Source organism: Acidisphaera sp. L21, from assembly GCF_009765685.1.
Classification (GTDB): domain Bacteria; phylum Pseudomonadota; class Alphaproteobacteria; order Acetobacterales; family Acetobacteraceae; genus LMUY01.
Genome location: NZ_LMUY01000043.1, coordinates 44,910 through 69,053, shown reverse-complemented (window position 1 = coordinate 69,053; position 24,144 = coordinate 44,910). Strand labels below are relative to the sequence as shown.

At 67.5% G+C, this 24,144-nt stretch carries 25 protein-coding genes; 13 read left to right on the top strand and 12 right to left on the bottom strand.

The window, feature by feature from the left end:
- Both GSQ76_RS09640 and GSQ76_RS09635 read left to right on the top strand, forming a co-directional pair.
- Positions 1–637: CoA transferase (locus GSQ76_RS09640; RefSeq protein WP_174247316.1), on the top strand; the 637-nt coding region annotated here is incomplete at its 5' end.
- A gap of 22 nt (positions 638–659) precedes the next feature.
- Positions 660–2,030 (top strand): LLM class flavin-dependent oxidoreductase, encoded by a 1,371-nt coding sequence (locus GSQ76_RS09635; RefSeq protein ID WP_158743700.1) that lies wholly within the window; start codon positions 660–662, stop codon positions 2,028–2,030.
- A 33-nt stretch (positions 2,031–2,063) separates the two neighbouring features.
- Here GSQ76_RS09635 and GSQ76_RS09630 read toward each other — a convergent pair whose 3' ends face one another.
- From GSQ76_RS09630 to GSQ76_RS09620, 3 genes are all read right to left on the bottom strand, one after another.
- On the bottom strand, positions 2,064–3,377 hold the full coding sequence (locus GSQ76_RS09630; RefSeq protein ID WP_158743699.1) for an ATP-grasp domain-containing protein: 1,314 nt from the start codon (positions 3,375–3,377) through the stop codon (positions 2,064–2,066).
- 15 nt (positions 3,378–3,392) lie between these two features.
- Positions 3,393–4,631 (bottom strand): NAD(P)-binding domain-containing protein, encoded by a 1,239-nt coding sequence (locus GSQ76_RS09625; RefSeq protein ID WP_158743698.1) that lies wholly within the window; start codon positions 4,629–4,631, stop codon positions 3,393–3,395.
- 156 nt (positions 4,632–4,787) lie between these two features.
- A complete protein-coding gene (locus GSQ76_RS09620; protein ID WP_158743697.1) occupies positions 4,788–5,639 on the bottom strand; it encodes a LysR substrate-binding domain-containing protein in 852 nt (283 codons plus the stop codon).
- A gap of 94 nt (positions 5,640–5,733) precedes the next feature.
- Between GSQ76_RS09620 and GSQ76_RS09615 the strand changes: the two genes are divergently transcribed.
- The gene (locus tag GSQ76_RS09615; RefSeq protein ID WP_158743696.1) at positions 5,734–6,762 is read left to right on the top strand and encodes a bile acid:sodium symporter family protein; all 1,029 of its coding nucleotides are present in this window, start codon (positions 5,734–5,736) and stop codon (positions 6,760–6,762) included.
- Positions 6,763–6,784: 22 nt separating this feature from the next.
- Here GSQ76_RS09615 and GSQ76_RS09610 read toward each other — a convergent pair whose 3' ends face one another.
- Positions 6,785–7,483, bottom strand: a complete 699-nt coding sequence (locus tag GSQ76_RS09610; protein ID WP_158743695.1) for an SDR family NAD(P)-dependent oxidoreductase — start codon at positions 7,481–7,483, stop codon at positions 6,785–6,787.
- A gap of 114 nt (positions 7,484–7,597) precedes the next feature.
- Here GSQ76_RS09610 and GSQ76_RS09605 point away from each other — a divergent pair, with 114 nt between their 5' ends.
- Positions 7,598–8,527: a LysR family transcriptional regulator gene (locus tag GSQ76_RS09605; protein ID WP_158743694.1), complete on the top strand. Its 930-nt coding sequence runs from the start codon at positions 7,598–7,600 to the stop codon at positions 8,525–8,527.
- A 25-nt stretch (positions 8,528–8,552) separates the two neighbouring features.
- On the opposite strand, the gene GSQ76_RS09600 is transcribed toward GSQ76_RS09605, so the two are convergent.
- A complete protein-coding gene (locus GSQ76_RS09600) occupies positions 8,553–9,755 on the bottom strand; it encodes a transglycosylase SLT domain-containing protein (protein WP_254070323.1) in 1,203 nt (400 codons plus the stop codon).
- 92 nt (positions 9,756–9,847) lie between these two features.
- Here GSQ76_RS09600 and GSQ76_RS09595 point away from each other — a divergent pair, with 92 nt between their 5' ends.
- Genes GSQ76_RS09595 through GSQ76_RS09585 form a run of 3 tightly spaced genes read left to right on the top strand, consistent with a single transcriptional unit; the run spans position 9,848 to position 12,521 of the window.
- Positions 9,848–10,885: an ABC transporter ATP-binding protein gene (locus GSQ76_RS09595; protein WP_158743693.1), complete on the top strand. Its 1,038-nt coding sequence runs from the start codon at positions 9,848–9,850 to the stop codon at positions 10,883–10,885.
- 11 nt (positions 10,886–10,896) lie between these two features.
- Positions 10,897–11,733, top strand: a complete 837-nt coding sequence (locus tag GSQ76_RS09590) for an ABC transporter permease (protein WP_158743692.1) — start codon at positions 10,897–10,899, stop codon at positions 11,731–11,733.
- Entirely contained in the window at positions 11,730–12,521 is a 792-nt protein-coding gene (locus tag GSQ76_RS09585) for an ABC transporter permease (RefSeq protein ID WP_158743691.1), read from the top strand. Before GSQ76_RS09590 ends, GSQ76_RS09585 begins: the two co-directional genes overlap by 4 nt.
- Here the strand turns inward: GSQ76_RS09585 and GSQ76_RS09580 are convergent.
- A complete protein-coding gene (locus GSQ76_RS09580; protein WP_158743690.1) occupies positions 12,518–13,537 on the bottom strand; it encodes an extracellular solute-binding protein in 1,020 nt (339 codons plus the stop codon). The two genes, GSQ76_RS09585 and GSQ76_RS09580, sit on opposite strands and share 4 nt — an antisense overlap.
- Positions 13,538–13,682: 145 nt before the next feature.
- Between GSQ76_RS09580 and araD the strand changes: the two genes are divergently transcribed.
- From araD to GSQ76_RS09565, 3 genes are read left to right on the top strand one after another with little or no spacing between them, the layout of a single operon-like run.
- Positions 13,683–15,440, top strand: coding sequence for an L-arabinonate dehydratase (araD, locus tag GSQ76_RS09575; protein WP_158743689.1), 1,758 nt, complete (start codon positions 13,683–13,685; stop codon positions 15,438–15,440).
- 10 nt (positions 15,441–15,450) lie between these two features.
- Positions 15,451–16,170: a ribonuclease activity regulator RraA gene (locus tag GSQ76_RS09570; RefSeq protein ID WP_158743688.1), complete on the top strand. Its 720-nt coding sequence runs from the start codon at positions 15,451–15,453 to the stop codon at positions 16,168–16,170.
- Entirely contained in the window at positions 16,146–16,913 is a 768-nt protein-coding gene (locus GSQ76_RS09565) for a GntR family transcriptional regulator (RefSeq protein WP_158743687.1), read from the top strand. The genes GSQ76_RS09570 and GSQ76_RS09565 overlap by 25 nt, the downstream gene beginning before the upstream one ends.
- Positions 16,914–16,921: 8 nt before the next feature.
- On the opposite strand, the gene GSQ76_RS09560 is transcribed toward GSQ76_RS09565, so the two are convergent.
- The 4 genes from GSQ76_RS09560 to GSQ76_RS09545 form a co-directional block, all read right to left on the bottom strand.
- Entirely contained in the window at positions 16,922–17,719 is a 798-nt protein-coding gene (locus tag GSQ76_RS09560; RefSeq protein WP_158743686.1) for an anti-sigma factor, read from the bottom strand.
- On the bottom strand, positions 17,716–18,225 hold the full coding sequence (locus GSQ76_RS09555) for an RNA polymerase sigma factor (RefSeq protein ID WP_158743685.1): 510 nt from the start codon (positions 18,223–18,225) through the stop codon (positions 17,716–17,718). The genes GSQ76_RS09560 and GSQ76_RS09555 overlap by 4 nt, the downstream gene beginning before the upstream one ends.
- Before the next feature lie 16 nt (positions 18,226–18,241).
- Positions 18,242–18,631, bottom strand: coding sequence for a hypothetical protein (locus GSQ76_RS09550; protein WP_158743684.1), 390 nt, complete (start codon positions 18,629–18,631; stop codon positions 18,242–18,244).
- An 82-nt stretch (positions 18,632–18,713) separates the two neighbouring features.
- A complete protein-coding gene (locus GSQ76_RS09545; RefSeq protein WP_158743683.1) occupies positions 18,714–20,144 on the bottom strand; it encodes a PLP-dependent aminotransferase family protein in 1,431 nt (476 codons plus the stop codon).
- Positions 20,145–20,241: 97 nt separating this feature from the next.
- Here GSQ76_RS09545 and GSQ76_RS09540 point away from each other — a divergent pair, with 97 nt between their 5' ends.
- From GSQ76_RS09540 to GSQ76_RS09530, 3 genes are all read left to right on the top strand, one after another.
- A complete protein-coding gene (locus tag GSQ76_RS09540) occupies positions 20,242–20,898 on the top strand; it encodes a pyridoxamine 5'-phosphate oxidase family protein (protein ID WP_158743682.1) in 657 nt (218 codons plus the stop codon).
- Entirely contained in the window at positions 20,895–21,728 is an 834-nt protein-coding gene (locus GSQ76_RS09535) for an isocitrate lyase/phosphoenolpyruvate mutase family protein (protein WP_158743681.1), read from the top strand. Before GSQ76_RS09540 ends, GSQ76_RS09535 begins: the two co-directional genes overlap by 4 nt.
- Before the next feature lie 70 nt (positions 21,729–21,798).
- The gene (locus tag GSQ76_RS09530; RefSeq protein ID WP_158743680.1) at positions 21,799–22,104 is read left to right on the top strand and encodes an NIPSNAP family protein; all 306 of its coding nucleotides are present in this window, start codon (positions 21,799–21,801) and stop codon (positions 22,102–22,104) included.
- Between the two features lies 1 nt (position 22,105).
- Here the strand turns inward: GSQ76_RS09530 and GSQ76_RS09525 are convergent, their stop codons facing one another.
- Complete coding sequence (locus tag GSQ76_RS09525; RefSeq protein ID WP_158743679.1) at positions 22,106–22,822, bottom strand: helix-turn-helix transcriptional regulator; 717 nt, start codon at positions 22,820–22,822, stop codon at positions 22,106–22,108.
- Between the two features lie 27 nt (positions 22,823–22,849).
- Positions 22,850–24,100 carry an MFS transporter gene (locus GSQ76_RS09520; protein ID WP_158743678.1) on the bottom strand — a complete coding sequence of 417 codons (1,251 nt, stop codon included), beginning with the start codon at positions 24,098–24,100 and terminating at the stop codon, positions 22,850–22,852.
- Positions 24,101–24,144: the final 44 nt, after the last annotated feature.

Here is a 24,144-nt window from a genome sequence, read left to right as displayed (position 1 = left end):
GGTGGCGCAAACCGGCGAGGGCCAGGTGGTCGATATCGGCCTCTACGAATCGATCTTCCGCATGCTGGACGAGATCGCCCCCGTCTACGCCAAGCTCGGCACGATCCGCGAGCGGATGGGCGCCGACGTGCCCGCCGTGGTGCCGCACGGCCACTGGTGCACGAAGGACGGCCGCTGGATCGCGCTGGCCTGCAGCAGCGACAAGATGTTCGACCGGTTCGCCACCGCCATCGGCCGCCCCGAGCTCGCCGGCGACGGCCCCTACGGCACCACGAAGCGCCGGGTCGCCGCCCGCGATGCGGTGAACCTGCTGGTGGCCGACTGGGTCGGCGGCCTCGACTACCCGGCGTTGATGATCGAGTGCGACAAATTCGGCGTCCCCTGCGGCCCGATCAACAGCATCGCCGACATCTTCGAGGAGCCGCAATTCAAGGCCCGCAACAACATGCTGGTAGTGGAGGACCCGCGCATCGGCACCGTCACCTTGCCGGCCGGCGTGCCCACCATGTCCGCCACCCCACCGGTGCTGCGCCACACCGGCCGCGCCATGGGTGCCGACACCGACGAGGTGCTCCGCTCCCTGCTCGGCCTCGGCACCGAAGAGATCACCGCCTTGCGCACCAGCGGCGCGATCTGACCTAACTCCTTAGGAGAATGCTATGACCAGCAAACGCGAGATGACTCTCGTCGCCTTCCTGCAGGCGCAGAACTGCTCGAACTATCCCGGCTCGTGGCGGCACGAGAGCAGCATGAGCGACTTCCTGACGCCGGATTACTACCAGCGCGTGGGCCGCATCCTGGAAGACGGCAAGTTCCAGATGGCCTTCTTCGACGACCGCCTGGCGATCCCCGACATCTACGGCGACGACCACACCTCCACCGTGGAAAACGGCGTGCGCGCCGTGAAGATGGACCTGACCCCGATCGTCACCGCCATGGGCATGGCAACGTCCAAGATCGGCTTAGGCGCCACCTACTCCACCACCTATTACGAACCGTTCCACGTCGCCCGCCTGTTCGCCACCATGGACCTGATGCTGGGCGGCCGCACCGCCTGGAACGTCGTGACCTCCCTGAATGACTCCGAAGCGTTGAATTTCGGCGCCAAGGGCCATCTGGAACACGACGCCCGCTACGACCGCGCCGACGAGTTTCTCGAGGTCGTGATGGGCCACTGGGACACCTGGGGCGACGACGCGCTGATCGTGGACAAGCAATCCGGCCGCTTCGCCGACGCCTCCAAGGTCCATCGCCTCGACCACCGCGGCAAGTTCTTCCAATCCCGCGGCCCATTCCCGGTGCCGCGCTCCGCCCAGGGCCACCCGGTGCTGATCCAGGCCGGTCAAAGCGGCCGCGGCCGCCTGTTCGCCTCCCGCTGGGCCGAGCTGATCTTCGCCGTGTTCCCGACGTTGGCGATCGGCAAGAAGCAATACGCCGAAACCAAGCAAGCCATTGCCGACGCCGGCCGCGACCCGGCCAGCGTCAACATCGCCCCCGCCGTCTACGCCATCGTCGCCGAATCGCAAAGCATGGCCGAGGACAAGAAGGCCTATATCGACAGCCTGGCCAAGCCGGTCGACGGGCTGAACCTGCTGTGCGAAGTGCTGAACACCGATTTCAGCAAGAAGCCGCTGGACGAGCCGTTCAGCGACGAGGAACTGGCCGCCATCACCGGTTGGCGCGGCTTCTGCGACCGGGTCATCATGCTCAGCGGCAAGAAGAACCCCTCTGTGCGCGACTTCGTGCATTTCTCCGGCCGCGGCACGATCAAGGAATTTCCTATCTTCCTCGGCACGCCGAAGAAGATCGCCGACGAGATGGAAGAGTGGTTCGGCAGTGCCTGCGACGGCTTCGTCATCTCCGCCACCCATATCCCCGGCTCCTACGAGGATTTCGTCCGCCTGGTGGTGCCGGAACTGCAGCGCCGCGGTCTGTTCCAGAAGGAATACAAGGGCAACACGCTGCGCGAGAACCTGGGCATGAAGAAGCCGGAGATCGGCGCCTGGCGCCGCCCAGCCCAAGCCGCCTGACACGGTCGGGCGCCAAGCTGGCGCCCGTCTCGTCTATCGCGCTTGCGCTGCCATCGTCGTCCGTTTCGGCTCCCGCTCGGGCCGCTGGCTCGCCACCCCATCGGACGGCAACGCCACCGACAGCGCCCGTGCAATTGCCCGGATCGAACCGGGGTGGATCAGCGACAACCGCCGCAGATAGGCTGCGATCACCGGCGGATCGTCATGCGGCACATCGTGGTGGATCGTCGGCGCCCACAACCGATCCAGCCGCGTCGGATCACGCTCGATCTCTTTCGGAAACAGCGCCACGCATCGCGGCATGGCCGGGTCCGCTTCCACCCGCGCAGCCGTCTGCCCACTCAAATGATCCAGCAGCGCCGCGCACGGATCATGCCCGAACAATGCGCCGAGGCTTGTCGTGGCGATCGGCCTCGGGTTCATCTCGATCAATGACGCTCGGCCCGTCGCCTCATCCAAAATGAAGTCGAAACTGACGAAGCCGGAGCATCCAAGGGCCGCCACCAGCTTCTCGACCGCGGATTGCATCTCCGCGTTTTCGATATGACGGACCATCGTGCTGGGGCCGGTCGGTCCCGGATGCGTGCGCTCGGCAACGAAACTGACGCCCTCCAGCACCCGGCCCTGCCAGGCCGACACAGTGCGCATCGCGGGTTTGCCCATGGTGAAGGCCTGCAGCACCGGCAGGCTGTGCGTGGCTTTGGGCCGCAGCGCGGTGCGCCAGATCATGGATCGCGACGCCAGCCGCACCCGTCGGCGCATGGATCGGTCCTGCAGCCTCGCCACGGCCCCATGCAGATCCGCCGCACTGTGCGCGATGGTCACGCCATGGCCACCACAGCTATTATCCGTCTTCAGCACCGCCGGGTAACCCCACGCCACGGCCGCCGCCACCATGTCGTCCGCGTCGTCGGTCACGCGAAAGGCTGGCACGTGCACACCCTGCGCGGCGGCAAGTTGCATCAACCCCGCCCGGGTGCACGCGGCGTCGTAGCCGGACGGCGCCCCCAGCGAGGTTTCCAGCAGCGCCAACAACCGGGCCGTGACCGAGCGGTCCTGCACCAGCCCGCGCAGCAACCCGGCGGATATCTCGTCGAGCGGGATGACGATCTCGGCGTCCCAATCCCGCACCGCCTGTTCCAGCCGGCTGCGCAGGAACGGCAAGGCGAGCCACATCTTGCGGTGCCGGGGCAGGGTGAACCGCCGCCTCACATGCCGGGTTTCGGCACAGTAGAAGCCCGGTGGGCTTAGCGTGGCGCACATCGCGCCCAGCGCCCCCATCGCGGCCGGTAGGCGCTCCCCGCCAACATCGTTCACCAGGGCGACAAACAGGATCCTGCTTGGCATGGCCGTAACTCTCGCTCAGCCCTCGGCAGGGATGGCGTCCGGATGCGGCAGCACCGGCCGCCGCCGCGGTTGCCGTACCGTCCGCGCGACCAGGTGGCGCGACAGGCGGGTTGCCGTGAATTTCGCTCCGGCGGCGAAGCGCAGCATCGGGCCAAAGCTGGTGGCGGAGGCTGGGCCGATGAAATACAGGCCCGGCACGCTCGATTCGAAGTTTCGCGACAGCGACGGTGCGCCGTCGGCGGTGCCGATCGCCGCTGCCAACGCCGGGTCGAGGAACGGCACGCGGTCGACCGCGACCCGGTACCCGGTTGCGGCGATCACATGGTCCACCTGCAACACCCCGGTGTAGCCATCTTGCCGCAGCAGGCTCAGCCGCGCCTTGCCATCCACTTCGGTCGCCTCGGTCACGACGGTGCCCGTGACGATCGGCACATGCCCCTCCACCGCGTCGCGCACCGCCCAGCCCGGCGCCGGGCCCAGATAGCGCCGCACGATGGTAGAGCGGAATTTCGCCGGCATCGCATGGAACAGCAGTGGCGCCCGGGTGCACAGGACCGACTTCCAGCCCGGCCCGATCGACGTCATCGGCGTGCGGATTTTGTCCCGCAGGCTGCGGCGCCCCAGCGGCGTCTGAAATCGCACGGTGTTGCGCCGGGCGATGATGGTGGCGATGGCGCCCACCCGGCGCAAGGCAGCCGCAATGTCCATCGCCGACGACCCGCCGCCGATGACCGCCACCGACTGCCCTGCGAACTGCGCCAGGCTGTGATGGTCGGCGCTATGGCTGAGCAACGCCGGCGGCAGGCCCCCCAACACAGGCGGCACCTGCGCGTAATGCTGCACGCCCCCCGCCATCACCACCCGGCGCGATCGCATGCGGCCCCCATCGGCGAAAATCGTCTCGAACCCCTTTGCGATCTGCCGGATCGCGGTGACGGTGCGCTCCTGCACATTCGGCACGTGGCGCTTCTGGAACGCCTTTCCGTAGGCCACGAAGGTACCCAGACTGACGGGGATGCCGGTGTCGGCGTAGGCAATGCCCTCGGCGGCGCAGAACGCAGCCAGTGTGTCTAGCCCTGCCGGCTCATACAGCGTCGATGCGAAGCCTTCGGATTTCAGGTGCATGCCCTCTGGCATGCTCGCGCTCCACGCACCCATCGGGTCGCCAGCGATCTCGAATTCGGCCCTACCCCGCAGAAAGGCGGCCAGAGACAGCCCGTATGGACCAGCCCCGACAATCAGTGTGTCGGTCATGCAACCATGCCTTCGTATTTCGGTGTTTTGCCACGGCAGGCGGAGCGAAACAACCGCACCCTCTTATCCCGAGATTAATATCACCCGTTGGGTCAATTCAATAACGGCTCGTTCAGGGTGTCGAAACGATGCGCTCATCGCATGAGACCCCGCGCCCTAGCCGGGCAGACCGCCTTGGAGCAACGGCGCGCTGTCCAGGATCAACCGGGCCAATGCCCTTGCGGCGACGCCGGCATTGCCCAGCACGACGAAGTCGATTTCACCCAACGGCGGCAGTCCCAACTCGACCTCGGCCAGGTCCGGTGGCACCAGCGACACGGCATGCGGCGCCACGCCCAACCCCGCCAGCGCTGCGGCATAGCTGCCGCTTTGGGAAAAGCTGGTGCACACCACCCGCCAGGCGCGGCCCGCCGCCTCCAGCACGTCCAGCGCCCGCAGCCGGGTAATGCTGGGCGGCGCCAACAAGATCAGCGGGACGGGCAGGGACGGGTCCAGCCGAATGTCCGGCCGGCCGATCCAGGCCAGCCGTTCCCGCCACACCGTCTCCCCTTGCGGCCCGGGGCGGGTGCGCTTGACGAAGATCAGGTCCAGCGCGCCGCCCTGCAACTGCTCGTGCAGGGACCCGCTCAGACCCACCGTCAGTTCCAGATCCACGGCCTGGTGCGTCTGCACGAATTGCCGCAGCACCTCCGGCAGGCCACGCAATACCAGATCCTCCGACACGCCGAACCGCAGCCGCCCCCGCAGGCTGGACGCGGTGAAGTGCCGCCGCGCACGGTCCTCCGCCTGCAACACGCTGCGGGCGAACCCGGCCATCGCCTCCCCGTCCAGCGTCAACGTCACGCTATGGGTGTCGCGCACGAACAGCCGCCGCCCGCAGGACCGCTCCAGCCGTGCCACGTGCCCGCTGATGGTGGATTGCGCCAGCCGCAGCCGGCTCGCCGCCTCGGTAAAGCTGCGCGTTTGCACCACGGCGTCGAAACTGCGCAGCAGAGTAGGGTCCAACATCGCCTCTGGTTATCGCAAATCACGATAACAGTGAATGTCCCCAACCACGCGCTTCCCGGGTTAGAAGAATGTCGAGGCAACGAAGGCTGGCAAGATGGCGCGCAAATTCCGCTCCCCGATCGACCCCTACATCCTGATGATGGTGGCCACCGTCGGCATCGCCTCCATCCTGCCGGCGACCGGCATGGGCGCGACCATCGCGAACTGGGCGGCCACGCTCGCCATCGGCATCCTGTTCTTCATGTATGGCGCCAAGCTGTCCCCGCAGGCCGCGCTGACGGGGCTGACGCATTGGCGGCTGCACGGCGTGGTGCTGCTGTCGACCTTCGTACTCTTCCCCGCCCTCGGCCTGGCGCTGGGCTACCTGCCCGAAAGCATCCTGCCGCGCTCGCTCTACAACGGCCTGATGTTCCTCTGCGTGCTGCCCTCCACCGTGCAGTCCTCGATCGCCTTCACCTCCATCGCCAAGGGTAACGTCGCCGCCGCCCTGTGCAGCGCGTCCGCCTCCAACCTCATCGGCATCTTCGCCACCCCGCTGCTGGCTGCGTTCCTGATGCACACGCAAAGCGGCGGCTTCTCGTTCGGCGTGCTGCTGGACATCATCACCCAATTGCTGCTGCCGTTCATGGCCGGGCAGGCGCTACGCCCCTGGATCAACGGCTGGCTGACCCGGAACAAATCCTCTCTCGGCTTCGTCGACCGTGGTTCCATCCTGCTGGTCATCTACACAGCCTTCAGCGAAGGCGTCGTGTCCGGCGTCTGGCACCAACTGGACCTTGCCAGCCTCGGCACGCTGGTCGCCATCTCTCTGGTGTTGCTGCTGCTGGTGCTCGCCATCACCACCATCGTCAGCCGCTACATCCTGCGCTTCCCGGTGGAGGACGAGATCGTCGTCGTCTTCTGCGGCTCCAAGAAAAGCCTCGCCAGCGGCCTCCCCATGGCCAGCGTGCTCTTCGCCGGCTCGCAAGTGGGGCTCATCGTGCTGCCGCTGATGTTGTTCCATCAGCTGCAACTGATGCTGTGCGCGACCCTGGCCCGCCGCTATGGCAGCCGCCCGATGGAACCCGCTTTGCCGGACGCGGTGGAAACCCGCGTCGGCGTGGTGTCCCGCACCACGGCCTAGAACATCGAGCCGGGCGAGGCGCTCACCAAGGGACGGTGCGGCCCAGATAATCGAGATACTGCAGGCCCGGCGTGCCCTGCTGCGACAGCAGCACGTTCACCAGCTTAGGCACGCTTTCCTCGATGCTCAGCCGCCCATCCGGGCCGCCCAATTCGGTGCGAACCCAGCCCGGCGCCATCAGCACCATCGCGCGTGCCGATCCGGCGTGGCGTGCTGCGAAGCTCCGCATGAACATGTTCAGCGCCGCCTTGCTGCCGCGATAGACCTCGCGCATGCCGGTCTCGTTGTTGCTCACGCTGCCTTGGCCGGACGACATCACACCAATCGTGCCCGTGGTGGCAACGCAGTGCTCCAAGCTCTCGATGACCCGCATCGGGCTCAGCGCATTCGTCACCATGACGCGCACGAACTCGTCCGTCGTCACGTCCGCGATTGTTTCCGCCGGGTTGTTGGTGGTGCCGGCGTTCACGAACAGGATTTCGAACATTCTGCCCGACAGCCGGTCCCGTAATGCGGCCACCTGATCCGGCGCGCAGATGTCGACCGTTTCGATCTCCACCCGCCCAGCGAACTCGTCCGCCAGGTCGTGCAGAAGAGTCCGCCTTCCGCCCTCGCGAACCGTGCCAACGATGGTCCATCCCTTCTCCAGGAACGCCGCAGCCATGGCATGACCAAGGCCACGCGAGGCGCCGATAATCAGAATCGTGCTGGGTATAGGCATTGCGCAAATCCTCTCGCGTCACCGGCCAAGACTATGGCCACGCCACCCACTCAGCGCCAGACGCATCGATTGCACACTATAGTTGCACCTCGCGCCATGTCCTATGCTCGGGTGATGAATGACCTGGATCTCAACCTGCTCGTCGCACTGGACGCTCTACTGGCCGAGGGCAGCGTCACCGGCGCCGCCCGTCGCCTCCGCCTCAGCGCCTCCGCCATGAGCCGCACCCTGGCCCGGCTTCGCGCGGCAACCGCCGATCCACTCCTCGTGCGCGCCGGCCGTGGCCTGGTGCCGACCCCGCGGGCGACCGAATTGCGCGAGCGCGTTCACGCACTCACCCGTGACGTGCAGGCGGTGCTCCGGCCGCAAATCAGCGATCTGGACATCGCCTCGCTCGAACTGACGTTCACGATCCGCGCCAGCGAGGCGTTCATGGAGTTCCTGGCCGCTCCCGTCGTGGCCGCCATCACCCACGCCGCGCCGCGTGTCCGCCTCCGCTTCGCACCCAAACCGGACAAGGATGCAGCGCCGCTTCGGGAAGGCCTGATTGATCTCGAAATCGGTGTGCTCGGCGGCTCCGCGCCGGAAATACGCACCCAATCCCTGTTCCAGGACTCGTTCATCGGCGTGGCACGGGTGGGCCATGCTCTGCTCACCGACCCAGGCGCGACGCCCGAACGCTATGCCGCCTGCGGCCACGTCGTGGCGTCCCGCGACGGCAATGTCGTACAATCCGTCGATGACGCGCTGGCAACGCTGGGCCTCAAACGGGCAATCCGCGTCGTCGTGCCGGGCTACCCGGATGCAATGCGGATCGCGAGCCAATCGGATCTGGTGACGCTCGTGCCCCGGTCCTGCTTTGGCAATAAACCCGCCAATGGCCACGAAATCAGCTCGGGCCTCGCACGATTCGAGATCCCATTCCCCACGCCGGCCTTCATGATCTCCGCCATGTGGCATCCCCGCATGGACGCCGACCCGGCGCATCGTTGGCTACGCGACGCCGTGATGTCCGTCTGCCGAGCCGCCTATTCGACCCGCTGACTGGCGGCTGGCCACGAACCTCCGTTTATGCGCCTGCGGGCTCCACCACCACGCACGGCAACTGCCGCTGGTTCAACCGTTGGCACGCGACCGAAGCCTGGTTCGCCGACAAATTCCCCAGCCGCGCCCGATACAGCACATTGCCCCCGAACGGCGACGTCGGCGGCAGCAGCACTGCGGCCGACCGCAACTGATCCATCGCCTCCGTCCGCGCACCCTCCGCCACCGCCCGCGCCAGCGCCGGGTTGCCGAACGCGCCGACCTGAATACTCCACCCACCACCGGCCCGCGGGTTGGGCGGGGCAGGGCGGTAGACCGCCGTCGTCGTGCCCAGCGGCGCCGCCTGAATCGGCGCTGCACTATACGACGGCGTCGGCGCGGCATACGACGTGCAACGCCGGGTCGGATCATACGCCGCATCCGGGTTGCACGACCCGACCGAGGCGACCTGCTGCACCGGCGCCGACGCCGCCTGCACCAGCGGTGCGCAAGGATGGTCCGGATCGTAGGCGGCATTCTCGTCACACCCGGCGGCCAGGCTGGTGACGGTCGGCGCCGGCCTGGGTGAGGCAGCGGCGTAGGTGGCGCCATAACCGACACCATAGGTCGCCAGCGGCCCACTGAGCGGCACGGCATTGCCCAGATTCGGCGTGATCGACGCCAGGTAGTTCACCGTTTCCGCTGGCAACGGGTTGCCCGCACCCAGATAGCTGTCTAGCCGGTCCGGCCCGGCATTATACGCCGCCAGGAACCCCGGCGCGCCATACCGGTCATACATCTCCTTGATGTAGGCCGTGCCTGCCAGGATATTGTTGTGCGGATCGTATGGGTCGTCACCCAACCGGTGCCGCCGTTTCAGCCCGGCATACGTGGCCGGCATCACCTGCATCAGCCCCATCGCGCCGACCGGAGACACCGCCTGCTCTCGGCCGCCGGACTCCTGGTGCATCACCGCGCGCACCCACTGCTCCGGCACGCGAAACCGCGAAGCTGCCTCCCGGATATACGGCCCCCACGGGTCCGACGCCGGGCCCGGGGGCGGATAGTAGCGGCTGGGGGCGAAGCGCGCGGCCTGCCGTTCGGCCGCCGGGTCATACCCATCGTACGGCACCGCCCCGTCGGAGGAATAGCCATAGCCGCCGGTATTGGCGCATCCGGCGACCAACAGGACGCCTAACATGGCCGCGGCCGGAACCAGGCGCGCGACCCCCGTGGTGATGAACTGCATCCAAGGCCCCGATCTGCCGGCGACGGATTGATGGTGCCCAGGAATACAGGCGCGCTCGCCCCCTGTCGACGCAGGGTTTCGGCGGGGTATGGATGTTGCTACGCCTCCCCACCATGCGCGCGCCCGAGACGACGTCAACAACCCAACCCTCCTTGGCCGTGGCCGGCATACAGCTTCAATATGGCGGCGTCGCGGCGCTGCAGGGCATAGACCTGGAAGTGGCAAGCGGCGAATTCGTGGCCCTGCTCGGCCCGTCCGGCTGCGGCAAAACGTCGCTGCTGCGGACCATCGCCGGCTTCGTTCATCCCCAGCAGGGCGCCGTGCGGCTGAACGGGCGCGACGTCGCCGGGCTGGCACCGCGCCACCGCAACATCGGCATCGTCTTCCAGTCCTACGCCCTGTTCCCGCACATGAGCGTGCTGCAGAACGTGCTATTCGGCCTCGAATGCCGCGGCATCCCCAAATCTGCCGCCACCCAGCGCGCCCGCGACGCGATCGGCCTGGTGGGCCTGTCCGCCTTCGCCGACCGCCGCCCCAAACAACTCTCCGGCGGCCAACAACAACGCGTCGCCTTGGCCCGCGCCATCGTCATCGAACCCGACCTCCTACTCCTGGACGAACCGCTCGGCGCCCTGGACAAACAGCTCCGCGTGCAGATGCAAACCGAACTCAAAGCCCTGCAACGCCGCCTCGGCGTCACCGCTCTGTTCGTCACCCACGATCAGGAGGAGGCGATGTCCATGGCCGACCGCATCGTCGTGATGCGTGACGGAAAAATCGCCCAGATCGACACGCCGGAGAGCTTGTTCGCCGCCCCCAACTCCGCCTGGGTGTGCGAGTTCGTCGGCGCTGGCAACCTGTTGCGCGGCGACGCCGCCAGCATCCTCCCCGGCGCCCCACCCGGCAGCGTCGTCCAGGTGCCGTTCGACAAACTCCGCGTCAGCCCCGCCGCCAATGGCATGCCGATCACCGGACGCCGCTTTTTGGGCGCCATGGTGGAACTGCAAATGGCCACGCCCGGTGGCATCGTCTGCGCCCACCTCTCCCCCGCCGCCGCGTCCGCCTTCACAATCGGCACCCACGTGCATCTGCACGCCGACCCGGCCGATTGCCGCGTGCTGCCCCACTGATGAACACCCAAATGCCGCGCCGCGCCGCGTTGGCGCTCTACCTCGGCCCGGTGACATTGTTCTACCTGGTGTTCCTGGTCGCCCCCTACGCGATGGTGCTGCGGCTGAGCGTGTTCCGCTTCAGCGCCATGCAGCTCTACATCCCGCAATTCACCCTGGCGAACTACACCGCCGTGCTCACCGACCCGTTCTACCTCGCACTCATGGCCCGCACGATCGGGCTGGGTGTGCTGGTGACGGTGATCTCCCTGCTGCTCGGCTATCCCCTGGCGCTCAAAATCGCCCGCGCCGGCCCGCGGCTGAAAAGCCTGCTGATCGCCATCACCCTGTCACCCCTGCTGATCAACCTGCTGGTCCGCACCTACGCCTGGCTGGTGCTGCTGGGCGACACCGGTGTGGTGAACAAATGGCTGCAGGCGCTCGGCCTCACCACCGCACCGCTCCCCCTCGGCGGCAACATGTTCGCCGTCGTGGTCGGCCTGGTCCACGTCAGCCTGCCGCTGATGGCGCTGAGCCTGATCGGCGTGCTGGAACGCATCGACGCCGCCTTGGTCGACGCGGCCGACAGCCTGGGCGCATCCCGCGCCCGCATCCTGCGCAAGATCATCCTGCCGCTCTCGCTACCCGGCATCGGCGCCGGGTCGCTGCTGGTGTTCACCTTCACCATCAGCGCGTTCATTACGCCAAGCCTGCTGGGTGGCAATCGCGTCTCCACCATCAGCACGGTGATCTATGAGAAATTCACCTTCTCCGCCAACTGGCCCGTGGGTGCGACGCTGGTGATGGCGCTGCTGGTGATCAACGCCGCCGTCATCGCCCTGCACGGCCGCCTGTTTCGGGAGGCATGATGCTCGACAAGGCGCTGGATATCCTCGGCTGGCTGGTGGTGCTGTTCATCCTCGGCCCGCTGATCGTCATCATCGGCGGCTCGTTCACCGAAACGCCCTACGTCGCCTTTCCACCCGCCGGCTTCACCCTGCGCTGGTACGAACAATTGCTGCATCGGGGCGATTTCCTGCAGTCCTTCCTCATCAGCATCGTGCTGGCGGTGCTGTGCAGCCTCTGCGCGATGGCGCTGGGCGTGGCTGCCGTCATCGGCCTGCACCGCCACGGCGTCACCGGCCAACGCCTGTTCCGCGCCTTCCTCATGTCGCCGCTGGTGCTGCCAACCATCGTCACCGGCGTGGCGCTGCTGCAATTCTACTACCTCATCGACATGGACGCGCCGCTGACCGGGCTGCTGATCGGCCACATCCTGATCACCATCCCCTATGTCTGCCGTACCGTCGGTGCCGGCCTGGTCGGCCTCGACCCGGCGCTGGAGGAGGCCGCCGGCAGCCTCGGCGCTGGCGGCCTGCGCATCTTGTTCCGCGTCACCCTGCCGGCGATCGCGCCCTCGATCATGGCGGCGATGATCTTCGTGTTCATCACCTCGTTCGACCAGGCAACGGTATCGATCTTCCTGGCCGGACCGGACGTGATGCCGTTGCCGGTGCGGATCTACACCTACATCGACTTTGCCGTAGACCCGATGGTGGCCGCCGTCTCCACCCTGCTGATCATCTTCGCCTTCGGCCTGATCGCGCTGCTCCAGAAGGTGCTAGGCCTCGATCGTGCTATGGGAACCGGAGTCTAATTCCCGACCACCCGGTTCCACTGATCCAATAACGCATCCCGCTGCGGGTTGATCACGTCCCAATCCGGGAACCGCAGCCCGTTGATCCGCGCCTCTCCGGTGACGAACTTCTCCGCCTGCTTCAACGGCACCTTCGCGTTGGACGGGCTGTACAATCCCTCGGCAAACGCGGCCTGGTAGTCGACCCCCAGCGCGATATCGGCCCATGCGGCGGACAAGTCCGGCCGGGTCGCCGTCTTCGGGATCTGCAACCCGGTGCGCTGGCCCCACACGCCCTCCTTCGGATGCACCATCGCCACCGGCAGCCCGGCATCGACCAATTGCTGGGCGCGGTGATTATACATCAGCCCGGCCACCACTTCGCCTTGCTGGAACATGCCGTAGCCCTGGGTGATGCCGCGCCACACCTTCGGGTTCTTCAGCCGCTTCACCGCCGCGAACCCCGGCGCCATGTTCGCCGCATCCCCGCCATTCAGCAGCGCCGCGATCAGCAGGAACGTCAGCCCGTACGAGTTGGAGATGTGCGGCACCCCCACCGCCTGGTCGATCGACCACAAATCCCCCCATGACGTCGGCGCCGCCAAGGCGGTGCGATACAGCAGCGGGAAGTCGTACACCGTCGTCGTATACAGCGGCATCGCCTTGGACGGCCGCAGCGACGGGTAGAGTGCCGCCACATTCGGGATCTGAGCCGACATATCCGGCGCCCACAGCCCCATCGATCCGCCCAGCGCTGCCTCGTCGTCGTTCACGTACACCACGTCGTAGGGGGACCGGCGGCGCGCCGTCGCCAGCTTCGGCAGGAACGTCGTCCCCTGGCCTAGTTCCAGCACCACGCGCACGCCGTGCTTCGCCTCGAAATCCGGGATCACATTCTTGCGCAAAATCTGCTCGAACAACCCGCCATAGGTCGCAACGACGAAGCTGTCGCTGCTCTGCGCCTGCGCCCTTGGGGCAAGCGAGGCGGCGGCCAGGCCGCCAAGCACCAGGCGGCGGTTCGGATAGGGCAGGGGCATGCTCAGGCAACTCCAACTCAGTCCCGCTGGCTCTAGCACACCGCGTGCCGTGCCGCAGGACCGCCGCCCTTTTGTCTTGCATGCAAGTGTTGTAGGACCAGTGAAAGACCGCGCCAACGGCGCCGCAGAGTCGAGGAAACAAACGATGGCAGATCAATCCCCCCCATCCGCCGGCCGCAAAACGCCGGAGACCTTGCGCAGCCGCCGCTGGTTCGGCCCGGCCGACCTCCGCTCCTTCGGCCACCGTTCCCGCGCCATGCAGATGGGCTACGCGCCGGAGGAATGGACCGGCAAACCCGTGATCGCCATCCTCAACACCTGGTCGGACCTGCAGCCCTGCCACAGCCACTTCAAAACCCGGGTCGAGGACGTCAAGCGCGGCATCCTGATGGCCGGCGGTTTCCCCGTGGAACTCCCCGCCCTCTCCGTCTCCGAAAGTTTCGTCAAGCCCACCACCATGATGTACCGCAACATGCTAGCCATGGAGACGGAGGAGCTTCTGCGCTCCCACCCCGTCGACGGCGCCGTGCTGATGGGCGGCTGCGACAAGACCACGCCGGGCCTGCTGCTAGGCGCCACCAGCATGAACATCCCCGTCATCTTCATGCCCGCTGGCCCGATGCTGCGCGGCAACTGGGGCGGCAAGATCCTGGGCTCCGGCTCTGATAGCTGGAAATACTGGGACGAACTGCGCGCCGGTAAAATCACCGAGGAAGACTGGCTCGGCGTCGAGGGCGGCATAGCCCGGTCCTACGGCACCTGCATGACCATGGGCACCGCCTCCACCATGACCGCCATCGCCGAGGCCGTCGGCATGGTGCTACCCGGCGGCTCGTCCATCCCCGCCGCCGACGCGGGTCACATCCGCTTGGCCTCCGAATGCGGCCGCCGCATCGTCGAAATGGTGTGGGAAGACCTGACCCCGCAGAAGATCCAGACCAAGCCAGCCTTCGAAAACGCGATCGCCGTCGCCATGGCCATGGGCTGTTCCACCAACGCCATCATCCACCTCATCGCCATGGCCCGCCGCGCCGGGCAGGAGATCGGGCTGGAGGATTTCGAGCGTTACAGCCGCCGCGTCCCCGTCATCGGCAACGTGCGCCCCACAGGCTCCACCTATCTGATGGAAGATTTCTTCTACGCCGGCGGCATTCGCGCGTTGATGGGCAACATTCGCGACCATTTGCATCTCGACTGCCTCACCGTCAGCGGCCGCACCATCGGCGAGAACATCGCCGGCGCCAAAGTCTACAACGAGGACGTCATTCGTACTACCTCAAACCCCATCTACGGCGAAGGCTCCCTCGCCGTGCTCACCGGCAACCTCGCCCCCGACGGCTGCGTCATCAAACCCGCCGCCATGGACCAGCGCTTCCTCAAACACTCCGGCCCGGCCGTGGTGTTCGACGATTACCCCTCCCTGAAAAAAGCCGTCGACGACGAAACCTGGGACATCACCCCCGACCACGTCCTGGTCCTGCGCAACGCCGGCCCCCAGGGCGGCCCCGGCATGCCCGAATGGGGCATGCTGCCAATGCCCAAGGCTCTGCTGAAACAAGGCCATCGCGACATGCTGCGGATGAGCGATGCGCGTATGAGCGGCACCAGCTACGGCGCCTGCATCCTGCACGTCGCCCCCGAATCCTACATTGGCGGCCCGCTGGCCCTGCTGCGCACCGGCGACATCGTCACCATGGACGTCGACGCCCGCACCATCCGCATGGAGGTGTCGGACGAAGAACTCGCCACTCGCCGCGCCGCCTGGATCCCGCCGGAAAAGCGCTTTGAACGGGGCTACGGCTTCATGTTCACCAAGCACATTCAGCAAGCCGACGAAGGCTGCGATTTCGACTTCCTCCGCACCGATTTCGGCGCGCCGGTCACCGAACCAGTCATCTATTAGGACTAGCCAAATGACCTTGAAGACAGAAACCCGCGACAAGCTGAAGCGCGTCAGCACCGCAACCCTCGCCACCGCCCTCTACAAGCGCGGCTTCCGCAACCAGATGATCCAGGGCGTGCAAGCGCTCTCCCCACCCAAAGCCGATTCCATGGTGGGGGAGGCGTATACGCTGCGCTACATCCCCGCCCGCGAAGACCTCAACGACATGAGCGTATTCCGCAACCACGCCCATCCCCAGCGCAAGGCGGTCGAGGAATGTCCGCCCGGCGCCGTCATGGTGATCGACAGCCGCAAGGACGCCCGCGCTGCCTCCGCCGGCGGCATCCTGGTCACGCGGCTCATGGCCCGCGGCGTCGCCGGCATCGTCACCGATGGTGGCTTCCGTGATTCGGCAGAGATCGCCGGGCTGGACATCGCGTCCTACCACAACCGGCCCAGCGCCCCCACCAACCTCACGCTGCACCAGGCGATCGACATCAACGTGCCGATCGGCTGCGGCGACGCCCCGGTCTTCCCGGGCGACGTCATCGTCGGCGATGCCGATGGCTGCATCGTCCTGCCCGCGCACCTGGCGGACGACCTCGCTGCCGAGGCCACCGAAATGACCGCCTACGAGGATTTCGTCACCGAACGCGTCCGTGCCGGCCACCCCACGCGCGGCCTGTATCCGCCGACGGACGAAGCCAATCTGGATCTGTTCAAGACATGGCGCGAGAAGAACGGCCGCTGACCGAGCCTCGCATCGCGGCTGCCCGGCGGCGCACCACCGTCGCCATGGAGGTGCGTAACCATCTCCGCGACTCCATCGTCGCCGGGCGTATGCTGCCGGGCCACCCGCTCTCCGAGAACGAGGTCGCGGCCAGGCTGGGCCTCAGCCGCACCCCAGTGCGAGAGGCATTCATCAAGCTAGAGGAAGAGGGCCTCATCGCCATCTATCCCCAATACGGCAGCTTCGTCGCCCCCATCCGCGTGGCCGACATCTACGACGGCCAATTCGTCCGCGAATCCCTGGAATGCGCCGCCCTGGCCAAGCTGGTGGAAATCCTGCAACCCGCCGACGCCACCGCCTTGGAGGCGGCCGTCGCCACCCAGCGCCGGCATTTGATGGGCGAGCCCGACCCGTTCTTCGAAGCCGACGAACATTTCCACGCCGCCCTCATGCAGATGGCCGGCCACGAACGCGCCTGGTCCGTCGTCGAAACCGCCAAGCGCCAGCACGACCGCGTTCGCCGCCTGACGGTTCACGACCCGCTGAAGCGCCGCGCCGTGTTCAAGGAGCATAGCGAGATCGTGGACGGCATCCTCCGCCGCGACCCGGCAGCCGCACTGGACGCGATGCGCCGCCATTTGCGCGGCGTGTTCGTCTCGGTGGAGGCCGTGATGCAGCGCCACCCCGAATTCTTCGCCCTCACCGCCGAGAGCGCCGCAGCCCTTCCCAAACGCCCCGCCAAGCCACGGCGCGCCGTGGCATAAGCCTATTCCTAATGCGTCAGCATCGTCCCGCTCGGGTCCAGTTGGCGATACGTCGCCTCGGCCAGCGTCAATAACACCGGCCGCTCCACCGCCGCGACCAGTGCGAAACTCAGCGCGTCGTCATTCCAGGAAAACGCCGCGTATCCATTGGATTGCAGGAAGGCAAATCGTGCCGGCCCAGCTTTGCCGGCCTTCACGAACAGCGTCAGCCGGCCGCCCGCGCCATCCTGGAACATGAATTGCGCCGCTGCTTCTCCCGCCTCCGGGATCAGCCGCCCGCCCATCAATTCGTATCCCTGCGCCGACAAATCCGGCACCTTCAGCGTGTGCCCGACCCGGCGCGACAGCCATTGCACCAGATGCGCCTCCTGCGCCGCGGCGACCTCCACCGGATGCGCCTTTTCCACGACGAACACGCGATGTGCCTCGATCGCATCCACGGCCGTCGAGGCCTGGCCGGCTTGGCGAACCGGCGCGTTCCACCCCCGCGCCTCCCACCCGGCGCCTACCCCAATCGCCAGCAGCAACACCGACGCCGCAACCGCGCTCAGGCTGCGCCGCAACCGCGCCCGTCGCCGGCCTATCAATGTCGCAACGCGCAGCCGCGATGGAAGAGGCTGCTCCGCAATCGGCGCCAACCGCTCGCGCAGGGCGTGGCGCAGCGCCAGGTCGGCATCGACGCGCGCCTGCAACGCCGGGGCGTTCGCCAGTGTTGCCCCGACAGCGTCCCGCCGTGCCACCGACAGCCGGCCATCGACATAGGCTTCGATGTCGTCCTCGCCGATGGGGCGCCCGTCCTCGCTCACTTCACCCTCCGCAACATCACGCGTTCACCGCCCTCCACCAGGCGCCGCAATTGGGCCCGTGCCCGGCTCAATCGCGACATGATCGTGCCCTCGGGCACGCCGAACACGGCGGCCGCCTCTGCGTAGGACAGGTCTTCAACACCCACCAGCAATAGCAGCGATCGTTGGTCCTCCCCCAAACTATCCAGCGCGGCCAGCGCGTCGCGGGCCATCAGCCGACGCTCGCCATTGGCGTCCTGGCCCTCATGCCCATGCGCCTCGGCCAGTTCCACGTGACGGCCCTGCCGGGTGCGGCGGCGTATGTCGTTCAGGAACAAATTGCGCAGGATTGTCATCAGCCAGGCGCGCGTGCTGGCGTCCCGCCGCCGCAAATGCCAGCGCCCGATGGCCCGTTCCAGGCAATCCTGCACCAAATCGTCTGCCGCCTCCTGATTGCGCACCAGCGCCCAGGCATACCGGCGCAGCGCCGGTATGTGGGGTTCTAGCGCCGCTGATAGATCGGTCACGGAGGCGGCTGGATCGTTACGGCTTGGCCAGATGCCACGCGCCGTTCAGGAAGCCATCACCCTTGCTGTCGGCCGGCATGGTGTCCTTGGCGAAGGTATACAGCGGCTTGTCCTTATACGCCCACTGCTTGCTGCCGTCGTCGCGGGTGATGACGCTCCAACCGCCGGATGCCGTGGCAGAGGCCGTGGCCATCATCGCCGGCCAATTCCCTTGGCACGGGCCGTTGCAGACGGACTTGCCCGCGCTGTCTTTGTCGAACGTGTACAGCGACATGCCCTTGGCATCCACGAAGGCTGGCCCCTTGGCGGTGGTCGCCACCGTGGCGGGCGCCGCGCCCTGGGCCATCGCGCAGCCACCCATGGCAAGGCTCAGAAACCCGGCAAGTAAGACGAGATTTTTCGGCATCGGTGTCTCCCATGCAAATCGGCGCTGATGTTGCGCGCCATCATCAAGACACTGCCCGCAGTGGTTCATTCCATCCTTGCTGCTAATTCCTCGCCAGCGCCAGCGCGGCGCGCAACCGACGCACCGCCGCATTCATCTCCGCCACTGGCAACGCTGCATACCCCAACAGCAAGCCATGACACGCCGGCGCGCTCGCGTAACAGACCGACAGAGCACTGGGTGCCAAATTCATCGAGGCCGCCGCGCGCACCGCCGCCGCGTCATCGAACTCACCTAGCGGCCGCGCTACCAAATGCATGCCGCCAGGATCCGCCACGATCGTCAGCCTATCGGCGCAATGCGTCCGCATCGCCTCGATCATGGCCGCCTGCCGTTCCGCGTAAATTCGACGCGTCCGTCGCAAATGCGCGGCGAAATGCCCCTCCGCAATGAACCGCGCCAGCGCGCCCTGGCCCAGCATCGACGCGCCGCCCCCCGCAAGCGCAACCTCTGCCGGCCCAGCCAGCGCCCGTGGCAGCACCAGGTAACTCAGCCGCAACGCCGGAAACAGCAGTTTCGAGAAGCTGCCCACGAACGCCACCCGTCCGCTCCGATCCAACGCCCGCAATGGCGACAACGGCCGGCCGGAATAGCGGTATTCACCGTCGTAATCATCCTCCACGATCCACCCGCCCGTCCGCTCCGCCCAGGCTAGCAGCGCCAGGCGCCGCTGCAGGCTCAGCACGATGCCCAGCGGGAAATGATGCGCCGGCGCCACCACCGCCAGCCGCGCACCCGGCGCCAAGGCCATCGCGCGATCCGGCACGAACCCGGCCTCGTCCACCGCCACCGCCACCGCGCGCACCCCCGCCGCTTCCAACGCCAACCGAATGCCGGGATAACCCGGTTCCTCCATCCACGCCTGCTCCCCCGGCGCCAACAGCAGCCGGGCCAGCAATGTCACGCTCTCGCGGATCCCCGTGGTCACCACCACCTCCGCCGGGTCGCAGCGAAACCCGCGCAACGCCCCCAAATGGTCCGCAATCGCCGCGCGCAACCCGGGATGCCCGAACGGATGCGGCATGCCCGCGATTGCCCAGGACGGCCGCCGCCACTCCGCTTCCAGCAATTTGGCCCAAAGCGGGAAGGGAAAATCCCGGTCCGGCTGCCCAATCCGCAACGCCGCATCTGGACCGGCCCGCATCGTGGCCGCTTGCCTCGGCGGCCCCTGGATCGCCGGTGCCGGTGCGGCCAGCATCTCGTCCGGCAAATCCGCCGCGACCGACATGCCGGAGCCAGGGCGGGCCACGATGTAGCCCTCGGCAATCAACTGCTCCAGAGCCAGCAGCACCGTGCCGCGGGCGCAGGCCAACTCGACCGCCATCAGCCGAGACGACGGCAGCTTCATGCCCCCCGCCAACCGCCGCTCCAAGATCGCCCGGCGCAACTCCGCCCCGATCTGCCGATGCAGCGGTTCCCGCCCGGTTGCGTCCAGCGCCAGGCCCAGCGGGGCGGCCTTGCTCGGGTTGCGCATCGAACTGGTCCAGTCATTTTCTACCGAACCGGTTCTTTCGCCTGAGCCGGATAGAGTCAATCCTCCACCCCGCCAAACCAGATTAAGGATCATGACCATGGACGTAGCCCCCAGCGACCGCACCCGGGTTCGCCGTATGCCGAAGCGTGGGGCCTACGACCGCGCAGCCATCGATGCGATCCTCGACGCCGGGCTGCTGTGCCATGTCGGCTACGTCGTCGAAGGCCAGCCCTATGTCACCCCAACGGCGCATTGGCGCGACGGCGACTACGTCTACTGGCACGGCTCCTCCGCCAGCCGCATGCTGCGTACCCTGGTGGGCGGGGTGGAGGTGTGCGTCACCGTCAGCATGCTGGACGGCCTGGTCCTGGCCCGCTCGGGCTTCCACCACTCGATGAACTACCGCGCCGTCATGGCCCTTGGTCGCGCCGAATTGGTGGAAGGCGACCACAAACTCCACGCCCTCAAGATGTTCAGCGACCGCCTCGTCCCTGGCCGCTGGGAAACCCTGCGCCCACCCACCACGCAGGAACTGAAGGCGACCACGATCCTGCGCCTGGAACTGACGGAGGCGTCGGCCAAAATCCGCACCGGCCAACCCGTCGACGACGACGAAGATTATGCGCTTCCGGTTTGGGCCGGCGTTCTGCCACTCTCCGTCATCGCTGGCGCCCCGATTCCGGACCCGCGCCTGGCCCCCGGCACGCCGCTGCCGGCCAACATCGCCCAGTTCACGCCCGAAGGAGTGACATGACCACCATCTACGACAAGGCCGAACGCTTCGCCGCGCTGCATCGGGAGGGGTGTTTCGTCATCGCCAACGCCTGGGATGCGGGCAGCGCGCGCATCCTGGCCGGGCAGGGGTTCTCCGCCATCGCCACCACCTCCGCCGGCCTCGCTTTCATGCTGGGCCGCCGCGACGGTCGCGCCAGCGTGTCCCAGGCGGAGGCGCTGGCCAATGCGGGCGACATCGCCGGGTCAACGGATTGTCCTACGTCGGCCGATCTGGAGGACGGCTACGGCGCCTCCCCGGAGGATTGTGCCGCGACAGTGCGTCTGGCCGCGAACGCTGGCCTGTGCGGCTGCACGATCGAGGATACGACCGCCGACCCGGCCGCCCCGATCCACGTGTTCGACACCGCCGTCGCCCGCATCCGCGCCGCCGCCCGCGCCGCCCGCTCGGTCACGCACCCGTTCATCCTCACGGCGCGCGCGGAAAACTTCCTGCACGGCCGCCCCGACCTCGATGACACGATCCGTCGCCTGGTCGCCTTCGCCGAGGCGGGTGCCGATTGCCTGTACGCCCCCGCTCTCCCCGACATGGACGCCATCCGCGCCGTCGTTGCCGCAGTGTCGCCAAAGCCGGTGAACGTGCTGTCCGGCCCACGCGACGGGCTGGTGCCGCTCTCCACCCTAGCCGCCGCTGGCGTACGCCGCATCAGCGTCGGCGGCGCATTGGCGCGCGCGGCGTATGGCCAGGTGATGGCCGCTGGGCATTTGCTGCGCGATGGCGACCTCCCCGGCGCCCTATACGGCGTCGCCTCCCACGCAGCGGTGGAAACCGCGATCGTTGCCGGCGAATAGTTCGGCCGCCGCCGAAGCGTGGCGCTCCTGGTTGGGCCTATGCCCATGCATCCAACCAGGAGGATGCGCCGTGATCACCTGCTTCATCCGCTACGAAATCGACCCGTTCAAGAAGCCCGCGTTCGAGGAATATGCGCGCAATTGGGGCCAGGCGATCCCACGTTGCGGCGCCGACCTCATCGGCTATTTCGCCCCGCACGAGGGCTCCGCCACCACCGCATACGGCATCTACAACATTGAAAACCTCGCCGCCTACGAGGCGTATCGCGAGCGCCTGAAACACGACCCGCTCGGTCGGCAAAACTACGAGTTCGCCCAGCGCGAGCAATTCATCCGCAAGGAAGATCGGATTTTCCTACGTCTCGCTTCGGGCTGATCTAACCCGGCCAGCGCAGGTCGAATGCTTGTAGCAGTTTGGCCTGCCCAGCCGGGCTCACCCGGATGGCGCGCGTGCCGTCTACCCGGCGCACCCAGCCCCGATCCAGCCAGCACGCGCACAGCGCCGCACCCACCGCCCCGGCGATGTGCGGGCGACGTTCGCTCCAATCCAGGCAAGGGCGGCAGAACACCGGGCCGCCGCCACGCTTGGCCGCGCGCGCGGTGGCAGCATCCAGATCGACCCCCATGCCGCGAAGAAACGTCACGCCCGCCGCCGTCAGTGCGCCACATTCATCGGCGAATTCCAACTCGCCGCGCTCGATCATCCGGTCCGCCATGGCAACGGCCAGTTCCCCGGCCAAATGGTCGTAACACGTGCGCGCCCGCTTCATCGCTTGGTCCCGCGGCCCGGTCGACACCCGCCGCGGGGCGGACGCCACGCCGGACGCCACCGACATCATACTCTCCAGCAATTGCGCCACCGCCGCCGAGGCCAGCCGGTGATAGCGATGCCGCCCCTGCCGCTCCTGCGCCAGCAACCCGGCCTGCGTCAGCCGCGCCAAATGCCCGCTGGCAGTCTGCGGCGTCACCCCCGCTACCCGAGCCAACTCCCCCGCCGTCAGCGCCCGCCCATCCAGCAGTGCCGTCAGCATGCAAGCGCGCGCCGGGTCGCCCACCAGGGCCCCAGCTTCGGCAAGTGCAGCGATATTGGTCATGGTCTGGTTCCTCGGCAGGCGCCCAGTCTACGCCGGACTGCGCTCCGATGCTTCGGCCAACGCCGAACTATCCGGCAACCGCGCCAGATGCGGTATGGGGGAGGCGGCGATCACCAGCGCCTGCACCCCGAACCCCACCGCCGCCAGCGCCAGGCACGCCACGGGACCAGCCACCGATCCCACCCAACCGCCCAACGCCGCGCCGATTGGCCGGGCGCCGAACGTCGCCATCATGATCAGCGCCGACACCCGCCCCAGCATGCCCGGCGGCGTCACCGCCTGGCGCAGCGTGGTCTGCCCGATCGTCCACAAAATCGGCCCGGCGCCAAACAGGAACAGCGCCACCGCCGGCACACCCCAACCCGGCACCCAGGGCGATGCCAACATCACCAGCGCCGCAATGACGGACACGACCGGCCCCGCCGCGATCAGCGTGCCGAACCGCACCCGCCGGCCCAGCCACGGCGCCCCCATTGCCCCCGCCAACATCCCCACGCCGTAACATCCCAGAGTGATCCCCACGGCGGCGGAGGACAGGCCCAGCGTGGTCAGCGCATACGGCATGTACACCGCCTGCAGCACGAACCACGCGATGTTCCAGCCCACCGCCGTCAGCAAGATCGGCCGCAGCAGCGGATGCCCCCAGGCAAATTGCGCCCCCTCCCGCAGATCATGCAGCACACCCTTGCGTGGGGTCGCCGGTCGGGCCGGTTCGCGCAGCCCCGACAGCAGCAGCGCCGCCAACAACGACAGCGCCGCCGCCGCCGCGAAGGTAGCCGGCACCCCGGCCCACCCGACCAGCGCCCCTGCCGCCGCCGGCCCGGCGGTGAACGCCATGCTGCGCACCAGTTCCAGCCGCCCATTCGCCAGTGTCAGCGCCCCTTGCGGCACCAGCGCCGGCACCAGCGACGGCGCCGCCACGCTGTAGGCCACGGTGCCCGTCGCCGCGACACACCCCAGTACCGCCAGCCAGCCCAACGACACATGGCCTGACATCGCTAACAGGGGAATCGCCATCAACGCCGCCGCGCGCGCCAGTTCCGCCCCGGTCATCAACCGCCGTCGGGCCGTGCGATCGGCCAGCATCCCCAGCGGCAGCGACAACACCAGGAACGGCAATGTCTGCACCGCCGCCAGCATCCCGGTCTCGCCCGGGCCGGCCCCCAGCGCCAGCACCGCCAGCATCGGCGTGGCCGCCAGTGCGATCTGGTCGGCCGACTGCGCCGCCAAATTGGACCAGGCGAGGCGACGAAACGCAGCAGGCAGGGTGGCATTCATGCGACACGACTCCAACGACCCCCCCAAGCTGCCGGCCTCGCCCG